Raw genomic sequence first — 13,831 nt, forward strand, 5'->3', positions numbered from 1 at the left:
CCGGCTTACGATCCGCGGTGATGAATGCCGCGTCGAACATCCTCGGGAACGTCCGGACCATGGGGAAACACCCGCGCCTCGCTCTCGCCGCCGCCTGGCTCGCCACCCGCGCGGCGATGCTGTGGCTGCTCACCCACGACGCCGTGCCCCTGCTCGGCAGCGGCTCGGTCGCGCGGGAGGTGTGGCGGCTGTACCACCAGTGGTACGGCGTCCTCGCGCACGGCACCTTCCCGGCGCACGACCCCCTGTGGCAGTACCCGCCGGGCGCCGGCGCCGTGCTGCTCTCCCCCGCGCTGCTGCCGGGCCTGACGTACTTTCAGGCGTTCGTCGTCCTCACCCTCGCCGCCGACGCGGCGATCGCCCTGGCACTGACCGTCGTCGGCGGCCGCCCCTGGCGCTCCCTCCTCGGCGCCTGGGTGTGGGTGGGCGGTCTCCCACTCCTTCTGCACATCCCGCTCGCCCGCTACGACGTCCAGGTCACGGCCCTCGCCGTCATCTCCCTGTTGACGTTGCCGCGCTCCACGCGTGCGTGCGGCGTGTTCGCGGCACTCGGGGCGCTCGTGAAGGTGTGGCCCGCGCTGGTGCTGCTGGGTGTGCCGAGGAGGCGGGCGACACGCTCGGCGTGGAGCTGGGCGGCCGGTGCGGCGGCCGTCGTACTCGGCGTACTGGCCGCCGTGTTCGCCCACCCCTTGTCCTTCCTGCGCCAACAGGGCGGCCGGGGCGTGCAGATCGAGTCGCTGGGCGGCACCGTGCTCGCGTTCGCGACGCACGCCGGCTGGCCGGGGAAGGTGCGCTACCAATACGGCTCCCTCGAATTCACCGGCCCGCACGTCCGGACCGTCGCCCACGTCTGTCTCGCCCTCACCGCGGTCGCCTTCGGCCTGCTGCTCCTGTGGCGGCTGCGCGCCCGCCGCTGGACGCCCGCGACGCCGTACGACGCCGCCCTGAGCGCCGTCCTGCTCTTCACCGTCACCAGCCGGGTGATCAGCCCGCAGTACATGATCTGGCTGGTCGGCCTGGCCGGCGTCTGCCTCACCGCACGCCAGACCGTCCAACGCCCGGTGGCGGCGCTGATCCTGGCGGCGACCGCGGTCAGCGCGCTCGCCTACCCGGCCCTCTACCACCAGGTCATGGCCTGCACCTGGACGGGCTGCGCCCTGATGCTGGTCCGCAACGGCCTGCTCCTGACGGCCGCGATCCTGTCCTTCACCCGCGTATGGCGCTCGACGAGGCCCGCACCGCCTCTCCGCGTACCCCACGTGTCCCCCGACGCACGGGGAGTCACCCCACCCGTGCCGGTCTGACGGTGCCGCCTGCTTCACTGATACGTGAACACGGGACAGGACACGGGACAAGGCAGACAGGCCCAGGGACGAGGGGACGGCCGCACATGACCTGGCTGATCACCGGCGGTGCCGGTTACATCGGGGCGCACGTCGTACGGGCGATGACGGAGGCCGGCGAGCGGGCCGTGGTCTACGACGACCTGTCGACGGGCTTCGCCGAGCGCGTGCCGGCCGGGGTGCCGCTGGTCGTGGGCTCGACGCTGGACGGCGAGGGCGTGACGCGGGTGCTCGCTGAGCACAAGGTCACCGGGGTGGTCCACCTGGCGGCGAAGAAGCAGGTGGGCGAGTCCGTCGACCTCCCCCTCCTCTACTACCGGGAGAACGTCGAGGGCCTGCGCGTCCTCCTGGAGGCGGTGACGGCGGCGAACGTCCCGTCCTTCGTGTTCTCGTCCTCCGCGGCCGTGTACGGCATGCCGGACGTCGACCTGGTCACGGAGGACACCCCCTGCGTCCCCATGTCCCCGTACGGCGAGACCAAGCTGGCCGGCGAATGGCTGGTCCGCGCGACGGGCCGGGCGACGGGCCTGTCCACCGCCTCCCTTCGCTACTTCAACGTGGCGGGCGCGGCGAGCCCGGAGTTGGCCGACGTGGGCGTCTTCAACCTCATCCCGATGGTCTTCGAGAAACTCACGGAGAACGCGCCCCCACGCATCTTCGGCGACGACTACGCGACCCCCGACGGCACCTGCGTACGGGACTACATCCACGTGGTCGACCTGGCGGAGGCCCACGTGGCCGCCGCCCGCGCCCTGCGGTCCTCCCCCGGCCGCGACCTCACCCTCAACATCGGCCGCGGCGAAGGCGTCTCGGTCCGCGAGATGATCGACCACATCAACGCCCTCACCGGCTACGACCGCCCCCCGACGGTCACCCCCCGCCGCCCCGGCGACCCCGCCCGAGTGGTCGCCTCGTCCGACCGAGCGGCCACAGAACTGGCCTGGAAGGCCAAGCACGACGTGCAGGACATGATCGCTTCGGCTTGGGAGGGGTGGGTGCGGAGGTATCCGGGGGCGGCGCGGAACTAGGGCCTGTCGCCCCAACCGACAACGGGCGTCCACGCACGCACCGACCGCACCTCGACGCCGGGCGTACGCCGGTAGTACGGATCGGCGTCCAGGATCTCCTCCAACTCCCCGCGGTCCACGGCGAACACGAGCAGCGCCCCGTCGTCCTCGGCCCAGGGCCCTGCGGCCATGAGCCGCCCCTCCGCGTGCAGACGGGCGAGGGTCTCCCGGTGGGCGGGGCGGGCGGCGAGGCGTTCGGGGGCGGGGGTGAAGGCGAGTTCCACGACGAGCACGGCGGTCCCTTCGGTCGGCTCTGCGTACGGCGACGGATGCGAGGTTAGGCTCGGCGCGGTGGGCGAGGCTGTATCGCGCGATACAGCCGACACGGCACGGCTACGGCGGTGAGGGCGCCGCCGGCGAGGAGGCGGCACGGGCATGGGCGGCAGCGCGCCGGGCCGACGGCGACTGCGGGACGTACCTCTGTTCTCCGCGCTGCCGGACCCCGACCTGGACCGCCTGTGGGAGGCCTCCGTTCCGCGGTGCTACGACACCGGGGAGCAGCTGCGCGCCCAGGGCGAGCCCGCCGACCGGCTGCTCGTTCTCCTGGAGGGCCGTACCGCGGCGTCGGTCGTCACGGCGGGCGGGCGTGTGGTCCGGTTCGGCGCGTGGAGCGGGCCGTGTGCGCTGGACAAGGTGGCGCTGCTCGACCGGGCGGGCCACACGGCGACGTTCACCGCGCTCACTCCGTGCGTCGTACGAGCCGTGCCGCGGACGCGGTTCATGGAGCTGCTGGACGACTCCGCGGCCGTACGCGCGCATGTGCTGCGGCTGCTCGCCGCCCAGGCCCGTGCCCAGCAGCGGCGGTTGACGGACACGGTGACGCTGCCGTGCGAGGCGCGACTGGCGGCCTGGCTGCTGGAGGCGACGGACGCCGACGGGCACGCGTCCCTGCCCGGCGGTCAGCGGGAGCTCGCCGACCTGCTCGGTGTCACCCGCGTCACGGTCAACCGGGCCCTGTCCCGGCTCCGGCGCGACGGTCTGATCGGGTCGGCCGAGGGCGGCCGGATCGAGGTGCTCGCACCGGAACTGCTCGCGCTGCGGGCCGCACCGGACGCGTACCTGAACTGATCTGCGGCTACTGGTTGTTCAGATACGCCAGGACCGCCAGCACCCGCCGGTGCCCGCTGTCGCTCGGCGGCAGGCTCAGCTTCAGGAACACGTTGCCGATGTGCTTGTGGACCGCGCGTTCGGTGACGACCAGGGTCTTGGCGATGGTCGCGTTGTCGTGGCCCTCGGCCATCAGCCCCAGCACCTCGCGCTCGCGGGGCGTGAGGGAGTCGAGGGGGGAGTCCTTGCGGCGGGTGAGGAGTTCGGTGACGACCTCGGGGTCGAGGGCCGTGCCGCCGGCGGCGACCCGCTCCAGCGCGTCGAGGAACTCGTCGACCCGGCCGACCCGGTCCTTGAGAAGGTAACCGAGCCCGCTCGCCCCGCCGGTGAGCAATTCGGCGGCGTACGACTCCTCGACGTACTGGGAGAGGACCAGCACCGGGAGGCCGGGGATCTGCGCGCGTGCCTCCAGAGCGGCCCGCAGGCCCTCGTCACGGAAGCCGGGCGGCATGCGCACATCCAGGACGGCCGCGTCGGGGCGGTGTTCCAGGAGCGCGGGGAGCACCTCGGGACCGGTGCCGGCGACGGCCACGACCTCATGACCGGCGGACGTCAGCAGCAGGACGAGCCCCTCGCGCAACAGGGCGTTGTCCTCGGCGATCACGACTCTCACGGCAGTTCCGCCTCAACTCCGGTCACCGCGGGCGGCGACGCACCTTTCGGCCACCGGCGGCCGGGGACCGCAGCATACTCACAGCGCCTTGAGAGCCTGAGCGGTGGCCCTGGTCAGGACCCCCAGGTACTCCTTCGGCAGCTTCGGGCTGCGGATCACCACCGAGCGCCAGTACAGGGGCCCCGCGATCAGGTCGAGCGCCAGCTCGTCGTCGAAGCCCGCACGGATCTCGCCGCGCTGCTCCGCCGCCACCAGGATCTTGAGCGCCACACCCTCCTGGCCCTCGCGCAGGGTCTTCTGCACGGCCTCGGCGATCTCGGGGTTGCGCGCCGCCTCGGCCTGCAGGTCCGGGATGATCTGTGAGGCCACCGGGTGGCGCAGGGCACGCGAGGTGACCTCGTACAGCAGGCGCAGGTCACCCTCCAGGGAGCCGGTGTCGGGTGTCGGCAGGCCCATCACCGCGAGCGCCGAGACGACGTCGAGGACCAGGTGCAGCTTGGACTTCCAGCGCCGGTACACCGCGGTCTTGCCGACGCCCGCTCTCCGCGCGATCCCCTCGATGGACATCCGCGCGTAGCCGACCGCCGCGAGCTCCTCGAAGACGGCCGCCCGGATGGCTTCGGTCACATCCTCCCGGAGTACCGCCGCTCCGGCGGGGGTCCGGCGGCGCGGACGCGTCTGGGGCTCCTCGGCGTTCGTCGTCATACGGTCCAGCATAGGGCGTTGCGACGATACGGTCCCGTCCCCACGCAAGAGGACGCCCGGCGCGTCACGACGAAACGGTTGCGTTCCGACGCCGGTTGGGCCTACGCTCACGTTGCGACGATACGGTCCCGTCCCGACGTAAGAGAACGTGAAGAGAAGCGTAAGGAAACGTGGGGCAAAGGACCGGCCGGCCGACGGGTCGGACGCCCGCACCCCCCTCCCCCCGAGCGAAAGCAGCGGATGTGAGCCAGGTCCTCCACACACCGCCACAGGCACCGGCCCCGGCCGACGACGACCTCGCGGCGCTCGCCGCCCGCCACGGCCTGACGGTCAGCGGTGCCCGCCCCACCCTGCCCGAGTACGTCCGCCAGCTGTGGGCCCGGCGCCACTTCATCACCGCCTTCGCCACCGCCAAGCTCACCGCCCAGTACAGCCAGGCGAAGCTCGGCCAGATCTGGCAGGTCATGACGCCGCTGCTGAACGCGGCGGTGTACTACTTCATCTTCGGCGTGCTGCTGGGCACCAAGCGGCACGTGCCGGACTACATCCCGTTCCTCGTGACGGGCGTGTTCATCTGGACGTTCACACAGAGCTCGATCATGGCCGGCACCCGGGCCATCTCCGGCAACCTCGGCCTGGTGCGGGCCCTGCACTTCCCGCGGGCCGCGCTGCCGATCTCGTTCGCCCTCCAGCAGCTCCAGCAGCTGCTGTTCTCGATGGCCGCGCTGGTCGTCATCCTGCTCTGCTTCGGTGTGCCCCTCGCCTTCTCCTGGGTGCTGGCGATCCCGGCCCTGATCCTGCAGTTCACGTTCAATGCCGGCGTCTCGATGATCATGGCCCGGATGGGCGCGAAGACCCCGGACATCGCCCAGCTGATGCCGTTCGTACTGCGCACCTGGATGTACGTCTCCGGCGTGATGTGGAGCATCGACCGGCTGACCAAGGGCGACCACCTGCCCCGCTGGCTGACGATCGCGCTGGAGACCAACCCGGCCGCCGTCTACATCGACCTGATGCGCTACGCCCTGATCGACAGCTTCCACGCCAGTCAGCTGCCCCCGCACGTGTGGGCGGCGGCGACCGGCTGGGCCCTGCTCGCGGGCGTCGGCGGGTTCATCTACTTCTGGAAGGCTGAGGAGACGTACGGCCGTGGCTGAGCACATCACCGAGCGGACCCCCGTGCCCGCGGACAGCACGATCCCCACCGTCGTCTGCGACAGCGTCGACATCGTCTACCGGGTCAACGGCACCGGCGCCGGACGTGGCTCCGCGACCGCCGCCCTCAATCGCATGCTGCGCCGCCAGCAGGCCGAGAAGGCGGCCGGCGTGCGCACGGTGCACGCGGTCAAGAAGGTGTCCTTCGTCTCGTACAAGGGCGAGGCGATCGGTCTGATCGGCACCAACGGCTCCGGCAAGTCGACACTGCTCAAGGCGGTCGCGGGCCTGCTGCCGGTGGAGAACGGCAGCATCTACACCGACGGCCAGCCCTCCCTCCTCGGCGTCAACGCGGCCCTGATGGGCGATCTGACCGGCGAGAAGAACGTCTACCTCGGCGGCCTCGCGATGGGCATGTCCCGCGAGGAGGTCAAGGAGCGCTACCAGGACATCGTCGACTTCTCCGGCATCAACGAGAAGGGCGACTTCATCACCCTGCCCATGCGCACGTACTCCTCCGGCATGGGCGCCCGGCTGCGCTTCTCCATCGCCGCCGCCAAGGACCACGACGTGCTCCTCATCGACGAGGCGCTCGCCACCGGCGACCGTTCCTTCCAGCGGCGCTCCGAGGAGCGCATCCGCGAACTGCGCCAGCGCGCGGGCACGGTGTTCCTGGTCAGCCACAACAACAAGTCGATCCGGGACACCTGTGAGCGGGTCCTGTGGCTGGAGCGCGGCGAGCTGCGCATGGACGGCCCGACGGAAGAGGTCATGGCCGCCTACGAGGAGTTCACCGGTGGCGCCGACAAGGCGAAGCCGAAGGCCGCCTAGCGTCTTCGGCGGACCCCGCGCTCCTGCGCGAAAGGGGGCGCCCCGAGCCGATCCGGCCCGGGGCGCCCCCCTCGTCGTAACAGCGGTACTGCCTGGGAGACGTACCGCCTACGAGTGCTGCCTCAGCAGCGTGCGCATCGTCCGCATCGCCACCGACAGGTTGGCCAGGTCGAACGTCTCCGAGCCCTGGATCTCCTCCAGGGTCGTGCGCGCCCGGCCCAGGATCGCCGCGTTCTTCTCCTCCCAGGCCTTGAAGCGCTGCTCGGGAGTCGAGGTGCCGTTGCCGACCGCCAGGACGTCGGCGGTGAGCGCCGCGTGGGCCGCGTACAGGTCCTCGCGGATGGAGGCGCGGGCCATGGACTGCCAGCGGTCGGCGCGGGGCAGCTCGATGATGCGGTCCATGAGCTGGGTGATCCGCAGGCGGTCGGCGAGGTCGTAGTAGACCTCGGCGACGTCCAGCGGCTCCCTGCCCATACGGTCGGCCACCGAGACGATGTCGAGCGCCGGGAAGGCGGAGGAGAACCCGGCCACGCGCGTGGCGAGCTCGTCCGGGACGCCGGGGCCGGTCAGCTCGTCGTAGATCTGCTGCCACCACTCCAGGTCCGCGCCGCGCAGCAGTTTGGTCAGCTGCGACCAGACCTGCTCCACACGCTCGGCGAAGAACTCGACCGTCTCGGCGAGCTGGAGCGGCTGCGGCCGGTTGTTGAGCAGCCAGCGCGTGCCGCGCTCGACAAGTCGCCGCGAGTGCAGCCGGATACGGGTCTGTACGGCGGCCTCGACCTGGTTGTCGAGGGCCTCCACCGCGTCCCACACCGGCGCCGAGCGGAAGATCGCGCGGGCCGCGGTCTGCGCGCGGACGATCTCCTCCAGGGAGGCCCCGGTCTCCTCGCGCAGGCGGTGCAGATACGTCGTACCGCCCGTGTTGACCGTGTCGTTGACCAGGACGGTCGTGACGATCTCACGGCGCAGCGGATGGTTGTCCATGTACTGCGGGAACTGCTCGCGCAGCGCCGTCGGGAAGTACGCGTGCAGCAGACCGCGCAGGTACGGGTCGTCCGGGAGCGAGGTGTGCAGCAGCTCGTCGGCGACCGTGATCTTCGTGTACGCCAGCAGGACGGCCGTCTCGGGACTGCTCAGGCCCTGGCCCTGGGTGACGCGTTCGCGGATCTGACGGTCCGTGGGCAGGAATTCCAGCGCCCGGTCGAGGTGGCCCTCGCGCACCAGGTGGCGCATGAAGCGCTGCTGGGCGTGGAGCATGTCCTTGGACTGGAAGAGGGCGTTGGCGATCGCCGTGTTCTGCGCGTAGTTGTTGCGCAGGACCAGGTGGCCGACCTCGTCGGTCATCTCGGCGAGCAGCTTGTTGCGCTGCTTGACGGTCATGTCGCCGTCCGCGACCAGGCTGTTGAGCAGGATCTTGATGTTCACCTCGTGGTCGGAGGTGTCCACGCCCGCGCTGTTGTCGATGGCATCGGTGTTGATCTTGCCGCCGTGCAGCGCGAACTCGATCCGGCCGAGCTGGGTCAGGCCCAGGTTGCCGCCCTCGCCGACGACCCGGACGCGCAGGTCGGCGCCGTCGACGCGGATCGGGTCGTTGGCCTTGTCGCCGACGTCCGCGTGGGTCTCGGTGGACGCCTTGACGTACGTACCGATGCCGCCGTTCCACAGCAGGTCCACCGGCGCCTGCAGGATGGCCTTCATCAGGTCGGCCGGGGTCATCTTGGAGACCTTGCCCTCGATGCCGAGGGCCTCACGGATGTGCGAGTTGAGCTGGATCGCCTTGGCGGTACGGGGGAAGATGCCGCCGCCGGTGGAGATGAGCTCGGTGTTGTAGTCGGCCCAACTGGAGCGCGGGAGCTCGAAGATGCGCCGGCGCTCGGCGTACGAGGTGTCCGCGACCGGGTTCGGGTCGATGAAGATGTGCCGGTGGTCGAAGGCGGCGACCAGGCGGATGTGCTCGCTGAGCAGCATGCCGTTGCCGAACACGTCACCGGACATGTCACCGATGCCGACGACCGTGAAGTCCTCGGACTGGGTGTCCACACCCAGCTCGCGGAAGTGCCGCTTCACGGACTCCCAGGCGCCGCGGGCGGTGATGCCCATGCCCTTGTGGTCGTAGCCGGCCGAGCCGCCGGAGGCGAAGGCGTCGCCCAGCCAGAAGTTGTAGTTCTCGGCGACCCCGTTGGCGATGTCGGAGAAGGTCGCGGTGCCCTTGTCGGCGGCGACGACCAGGTAGGTGTCGTCCTCGTCGTGCCGGACCACATCGGCCGGGGGCACGACCTCGCCGGCCACCATGTTGTCGGTGATGTCGAGCAGCGCCGAGATGAACGTCTTGTAGCTGGCGATGCCCTCGGCCAGCCACGCGTCCCGGTCCACGCTCGGGTCCGGCAGCTGCTTGGCGACGAAGCCGCCCTTGGCGCCGACCGGCACGATGACGGTGTTCTTCACCATCTGCGCCTTGACCAGGCCGAGGATCTCGGTACGGAAGTCCTCACGCCGGTCGGACCAGCGCAGACCGCCGCGCGCGACCTTGCCGAAGCGCAGGTGCACGCCCTCGACGCGCGGCGAGTACACCCAGATCTCGAACGCCGGGCGCGGCGCGGGCAGATCGGGGATCGCCTGCGGGTCGAACTTCATCGACACGTACGCGTGCGGCTTGCCGCCCTCCGCCTCCTGGAAGAAGTTCGTCCGGAGGGTCGCCTTGATGACGGTCAGGAAGGACCGCAGGATACGGTCCTCGTCGAGGCTCGCCACCTGGTCGAGGGCCGCGTCCACCTCTTCGAGGAGAGCGTCGACGATCTCGTGCCCGGCGCGCTGCCGGTCCGGGGACATCCGCGCCTCGAACAGGGAGACGAGCAGCCGAGTGGTGTGGACGTTGTTGCGGAGGGTGTCCTCCATGTAGTCCTGCGAGAAGGTGGAGCCCGCCTGCCGCAGGTACTTGGCGTACGCCCGCAGCACCATCGCCTGACGCCAGGTCAGGCCGGCGCTCAGCACGAGCGCGTTGAAGCCGTCGTTCTCCGCCTTGCCGGTCCAGGTGGCGGCGAAGGCGTCCTGGACGCGCTCGCGGGCGTCGTCGCCGAGGTAGTCGCCGCTGCCGTTCTGCGCCTTGGGCAGGCGCAGGCCGAAGTCGTAGATCCAGGCGGTGGTCCGGTCCGCGCAGCGCAGTTCGTACGGCCGCTCGTCCGTGACCTCCACGCCGAGGCGGCTGAGCACCGGCAGCACCGCCGAGAGGGAGACGGCGTCGCCCTTGCGGTAGATCTTGAAGCGGCGCTCCTCGGGGGCGGCGCCGACCGGCTCGTAGAGGCTGAGGGCGAAGTCCTTGCCGCTCTTCTCCTGGGCGTCGCTGAGCTGTTCCAGGTGGATGAGGTCGGCGACCGCGGCCCGCGGGGTGTGGTCGGCCTTGTAGCCCTCCTGGAAGGCGTTGCCGTAGCGGCGCAGCAGTTCGGCGGCGCGCTCCTCGCCGCACTCGGCGTTCAGCGCCTCCGCGAAACCGTCGGCCCAGGAGCGCGCGGCCTCCACCAGGCGCGCCTCGATGCGCTCCTTGTCGGTGTCGGACAGCTGCGGCAGCTCGGTGCCCTGCGGGACACGGACCACGAAGTGCAGCCGGGAGAGGATCGACTCGGTGTTCCAGGCCGTGAAGTCCACGCTGGTGCCGTCGAGTTCCTCCTTCAGGATGTCGATGATCCTGAGGCGGACGCCGGTGGTGTAGCGGTCGCGGGGCAGGTAGACGAGGGCCGAGTAGTAGCGGCCGTACTCGTCCTGGCGCAGGTAGAGCCTGAGCCGCCGGCGCTCCTGCAGGTACAGCACGGAGGTGGCGATGGACTCGAGCTCGTCGGCCGGGGTCTGGAAGAGCTCGTCGCGCGGGTAGGTCTCCAGGATCTGCAGCAGGTCGCGCCCGTCGTGGCTGCTGGGCGAGAACCCGGCGCGCTCCAGCACCTCGTCGACCTTGCGGCGGATGACGGGAACCCGGCGCACCGACTCGGTGTAGGCGGCGGAGGAGAACAGCCCGAGGAAGCGGCGCTCGCCGACGACGTTGCCCTGGTCGTCGAACTTCTTGACGCCGATGTAGTCCAGGTACGACGGCCGGTGCACGGTGGCCCGGCTGTTCGCCTTGGTCAGGACGAGGAGCTTGTGCTCGCGGGCCTTGGCGCGGGCGTCGGCGGGCAGCCGCTCGAAGGACGGGCTGACCGGGTGGCCCTCGTCCCCGGCGTGGTGCGGGTCGGAGCGCAGGATGCCGAGCCCGGTGCCGGGGACGGCGGCGAGGGTGTCGTCGTCGCGCAGCCGGTACTCGCGGTAGCCGAGGAAGGTGAAGTGGTCGGTGCCCAGCCAGCGCAGCAGCTCGCGGGCCTCCTCGACCTCGTGCTTGGGCAGGTCGGAGGCGGTCGGCTCGGTGGGCAGCTCGTCCGCCATGCGGACGGCCGCGTCCCGCATCTTGTCCCAGTCCTCGACGGCCTCACGGACGTCGGACAGGACGCGCAGCAGGTCGGCGTTGATCTGCTTGAGGTCGCCGCGGTCGGTCTCGCGGTCGATCTCGACATGGATCCAGGACTCGACGTGCGCGTCATGCGCAGGCTCGCCCGAGGCCTGCGCGGGCAGCACCTCGATGAGTTTCCCGGTCACATCGCGGCGCACGGTGATCTGCGGATGGATCACGACGTGGATGCCGCGCCCCTGCCGAGTCAGCTCGTTCGTCACGGAGTCCACGAGGAAGGGCATGTCATCGGTGACGACCTCGACGACCGAGTGGCTGCACATCCACCCGTTCTCCTCGACGGTCGGCGTGTGCACTCTGACGTTGGCCGTGCCCTGGGGACGGTTCTCGGCCAGCCGGTAGTGGGAGAGCGCGGCTCCGAAGACGTCGACCGGGTCGCGGCCGCTCAGGTCCTCCGGGGCGGTGTGCAGGTAGTAGCGCTGGAGGAACGCGAGCACGGTCTCCCGGTCGGGAGTGTCCTCATCCGTCGTCCCGGTGGGTAGGTGCCCCCCGACCGGGCTGTTCTCAGCTACCCGAGCAGCCCTCTCCAGCAGCTCGGCCTTGGCTTCGTCCAGCTTGGTCTGCATTGTCCTCTGGCTCCTGTCGCGCGCCGTTGCGTGACGTAGAAGGAAGTACGGTCTCTTCCCCTGCGGCTCGTCGCCACGGCCCGGGTTCTCCGGTCTGCTCCGACGCTATGCCGCACGGTGAGATGAGCGGGGGGTTATCAGCCATTTTCGACGCGCCCGCGGGGTGTGACGCTGATCTCTGCGTCGCCTGCTTCCGGGGTGTGTACGGCGTCCTGGGGACCCTTGCGATCCCGTCCCGCCCGCGAGGACCAGCGACCGCCGCCCGGTCACGGAGGTATTCCGTGCTCACCGGGCGCAGGGCAGGGGCGACAGTGCCCCCGCGAACTATCGCGCTGATCACGCCACAAGGCTATCGCTCCCTACAGGGGGCCCGTCATGAGCCGTATGTGTACAAAACCGGGGGTGGAACTTTGACGTTCTGCACAGGGGCAAAGGGAGCTTCGAGGGCGTATCCCGCACATTCCCCTTTTCGCCTCCTTTTCCTCCGCGCGCCCCCTTGGCAAGCGCGGCCGTCGGAGGCACGTTGCCGACATGGCAGCCAAAATCCTCATCGTCACCGGCGACGCGGCCGAGTCGCTGGAGGTCCTCTACCCCTACCAGCGCCTGATCGAGGAGGGCTACGAGGTCCATATCGCGGCCCCCACTCGCAAAAAGCTGCAGTTCGTCGTCCACGACTTCGAACCCGGCTTCGACACCTACACCGAGAAGCCCGGCTACACGTGGCCCGCCGACCTGGCCTTCGCCGAGGTCGACCCCGGCCAGTACGCTGCCCTGGTCATCCCCGGCGGCCGCGCCCCCGAGTACCTGCGCAACGACCCCGAACTCCGCAAGATCCTCAAGTCCTTCTTCGACGCCGACAAGCCGGTCGCCCAGATCTGCCACGGCCCTCTGCTCACCGCCGCGATCGACGGCCTCCGGGGCCGCCGCGTCACCGCGTACCCGGCCCTGGAACCGGATATGCAGGTAGCCGGCGCGAGCTTCCAGGACGCGGAGGCGGTGGTGGACGGCACGCTGGTGTCATCCCGCGCGTGGCCGGATCATTCGGCGTGGATGCGGGAGTTCCTTACGGTGCTGCGGGCGAAGGCGCCGGTGACGTAGCGGCCGGCCGACGGAGCCGATGAGGTGGTTGGCCGAGGGAGTCGACGGGGGCGGTTGGCCGACGGACCCGGTGAGGTTGCGGTCGGCCGACGGATTCGGGGAGAGCCGTGCCGCTCGCTCAGGCCGCGAGCCGCTCCGCCTCCACGACCGCCTCCGCCAGTGTGTCCACCACGGGCACCCCGGCCTCCGCGAGGCTGGCCCGGCCGTGCGACCCCCCGGTGTACAGCACGGCCCGCGCCCCCGCGTGCAGCGCCGCCACCGCGTCGTCGGCCGCGTCGCCTATCACCACCGTGCGGGCCGGGTCCACGCCGTCGAGCGAGGCGAGGTGCCGCACCATGTGCTCCGCCTTGCTGCCCCCGGACGGCCCGACCCGCCCGTCGACCCGTATGAAGTGCGCCTCTATCCCGAACCCCCGCACCAGCGGCACGAGTTCGTCGTGCACGTACATGCTGAGGATCGACTGGCTGCGCCCCGCCGACCGCCACCCGGCGAGCAACTCCGCCGCCCCCTCGGCGAGCCGGCAGTCGACCCGGTGCTCTGTGTAGTAGCTGTGGAAGGTCTCGTCCATGACCTCCCACTCGGCGTCCGTCGGCAGCCGTCCGAGCAGCCGCTCGTAGAACTTCGGCACCGGCACGCAGTACAGCGCCCGGTACTGCTCCATCGTGATCGGCTCGAGCCCCAGCTCGCCGAACGCCGCGTTCGTCGCCCCGATGATCGCGTCATTGTCGTGGAACAGCGTGCCGTTCCAGTCCCACACAATGTGCGCTCCTGCTTGCTTCCCCATGCCAAAAACGTACCCGCCGCCACTGACAATCAAGAGAACCGCAGGCCAGAAGGGCACTGAGCTGGGGGAACGG

General features: G+C 70.5%; 11 protein-coding genes. 6 read left to right on the forward strand and 5 right to left on the reverse strand.

Going from position 1 to position 13,831, the window contains the following annotated elements:
- The first annotated feature begins 20 nt into the window (after nucleotides 1-20).
- Together ACWC09_RS14620 and galE are read left to right on the forward strand one after the other, a co-directional pair.
- Complete coding sequence (locus ACWC09_RS14620) at nucleotides 21-1,304, forward strand: glycosyltransferase family 87 protein (protein WP_450850876.1); 1,284 nt, start codon at nucleotides 21-23, stop codon at nucleotides 1,302-1,304.
- 86 nt (nucleotides 1,305-1,390) lie between these two features.
- Entirely contained in the window at nucleotides 1,391-2,371 is a 981-nt protein-coding gene (gene galE / locus ACWC09_RS14625) for a UDP-glucose 4-epimerase GalE (protein WP_450850877.1), read from the forward strand.
- On the opposite strand, the gene ACWC09_RS14630 is transcribed toward galE, so the two are convergent.
- Nucleotides 2,368-2,643 carry a YciI family protein gene (locus ACWC09_RS14630; protein ID WP_450850878.1) on the reverse strand — a complete coding sequence of 92 codons (276 nt, stop codon included), beginning with the start codon at nucleotides 2,641-2,643 and terminating at the stop codon, nucleotides 2,368-2,370. The two genes, galE and ACWC09_RS14630, sit on opposite strands and share 4 nt — an antisense overlap.
- Before the next feature lie 142 nt (nucleotides 2,644-2,785).
- On the opposite strand from ACWC09_RS14630, the gene ACWC09_RS14635 reads away from it, so the two are divergent.
- Complete coding sequence (locus tag ACWC09_RS14635; protein ID WP_450850879.1) at nucleotides 2,786-3,478, forward strand: Crp/Fnr family transcriptional regulator; 693 nt, start codon at nucleotides 2,786-2,788, stop codon at nucleotides 3,476-3,478.
- A 7-nt stretch (nucleotides 3,479-3,485) separates the two neighbouring features.
- Here the strand turns inward: ACWC09_RS14635 and ACWC09_RS14640 are convergent, their stop codons facing one another.
- Together ACWC09_RS14640 and ACWC09_RS14645 are read right to left on the reverse strand one after the other, a co-directional pair.
- Complete coding sequence (locus tag ACWC09_RS14640) at nucleotides 3,486-4,130, reverse strand: response regulator transcription factor (protein WP_450850880.1); 645 nt, start codon at nucleotides 4,128-4,130, stop codon at nucleotides 3,486-3,488.
- A 78-nt stretch (nucleotides 4,131-4,208) separates the two neighbouring features.
- Nucleotides 4,209-4,835 (reverse strand): TetR/AcrR family transcriptional regulator, encoded by a 627-nt coding sequence (locus ACWC09_RS14645; protein WP_450850881.1) that lies wholly within the window; start codon nucleotides 4,833-4,835, stop codon nucleotides 4,209-4,211.
- A gap of 242 nt (nucleotides 4,836-5,077) precedes the next feature.
- Here ACWC09_RS14645 and ACWC09_RS14650 point away from each other — a divergent pair, with 242 nt between their 5' ends.
- Complete coding sequence (locus ACWC09_RS14650) at nucleotides 5,078-5,992, forward strand: ABC transporter permease (RefSeq protein ID WP_450850882.1); 915 nt, start codon at nucleotides 5,078-5,080, stop codon at nucleotides 5,990-5,992.
- Complete coding sequence (locus ACWC09_RS14655) at nucleotides 5,985-6,821, forward strand: ABC transporter ATP-binding protein (RefSeq protein WP_450850883.1); 837 nt, start codon at nucleotides 5,985-5,987, stop codon at nucleotides 6,819-6,821. Before ACWC09_RS14650 ends, ACWC09_RS14655 begins: the two co-directional genes overlap by 8 nt.
- Before the next feature lie 108 nt (nucleotides 6,822-6,929).
- Here ACWC09_RS14655 and ACWC09_RS14660 read toward each other — a convergent pair whose 3' ends face one another.
- On the reverse strand, nucleotides 6,930-11,876 hold the full coding sequence (locus ACWC09_RS14660; protein ID WP_450850884.1) for an NAD-glutamate dehydrogenase: 4,947 nt from the start codon (nucleotides 11,874-11,876) through the stop codon (nucleotides 6,930-6,932).
- 531 nt (nucleotides 11,877-12,407) lie between these two features.
- Between ACWC09_RS14660 and ACWC09_RS14665 the strand changes: the two genes are divergently transcribed.
- A complete protein-coding gene (locus ACWC09_RS14665; protein WP_450850885.1) occupies nucleotides 12,408-12,974 on the forward strand; it encodes a DJ-1/PfpI family protein in 567 nt (188 codons plus the stop codon).
- 118 nt (nucleotides 12,975-13,092) lie between these two features.
- Here ACWC09_RS14665 and ACWC09_RS14670 read toward each other — a convergent pair whose 3' ends face one another.
- Nucleotides 13,093-13,758: an HAD family hydrolase gene (locus ACWC09_RS14670; protein WP_450850886.1), complete on the reverse strand. Its 666-nt coding sequence runs from the start codon at nucleotides 13,756-13,758 to the stop codon at nucleotides 13,093-13,095.
- Nucleotides 13,759-13,831: the final 73 nt, after the last annotated feature.

It is taken from the genome of Streptomyces sp. NPDC001617, assembly GCF_053596855.1.

Excerpts from the sequence above, each read along its gene's own strand:
- ACWC09_RS14620 (WP_450850876.1), top strand. The coding sequence starts at position 21 with ATGAATGCCGCGTCGAACATCCTCGGGAACGTCCGGACCATGGGGAAA.
- galE (WP_450850877.1), top strand. The coding sequence starts at position 1,391 with ATGACCTGGCTGATCACCGGCGGTGCCGGTTACATCGGGGCGCACGTC.
- ACWC09_RS14635 (WP_450850879.1), top strand. The coding sequence starts at position 2,786 with ATGGGCGGCAGCGCGCCGGGCCGACGGCGACTGCGGGACGTACCTCTG.
- ACWC09_RS14645 (WP_450850881.1), bottom strand. The coding sequence starts at position 4,835 with ATGACGACGAACGCCGAGGAGCCCCAGACGCGTCCGCGCCGCCGGACC.
- ACWC09_RS14660 (WP_450850884.1), bottom strand. The coding sequence starts at position 11,876 with ATGCAGACCAAGCTGGACGAAGCCAAGGCCGAGCTGCTGGAGAGGGCT.
- ACWC09_RS14665 (WP_450850885.1), top strand. The coding sequence starts at position 12,408 with ATGGCAGCCAAAATCCTCATCGTCACCGGCGACGCGGCCGAGTCGCTG.
- ACWC09_RS14670 (WP_450850886.1), bottom strand. The coding sequence starts at position 13,758 with ATGGGGAAGCAAGCAGGAGCGCACATTGTGTGGGACTGGAACGGCACG.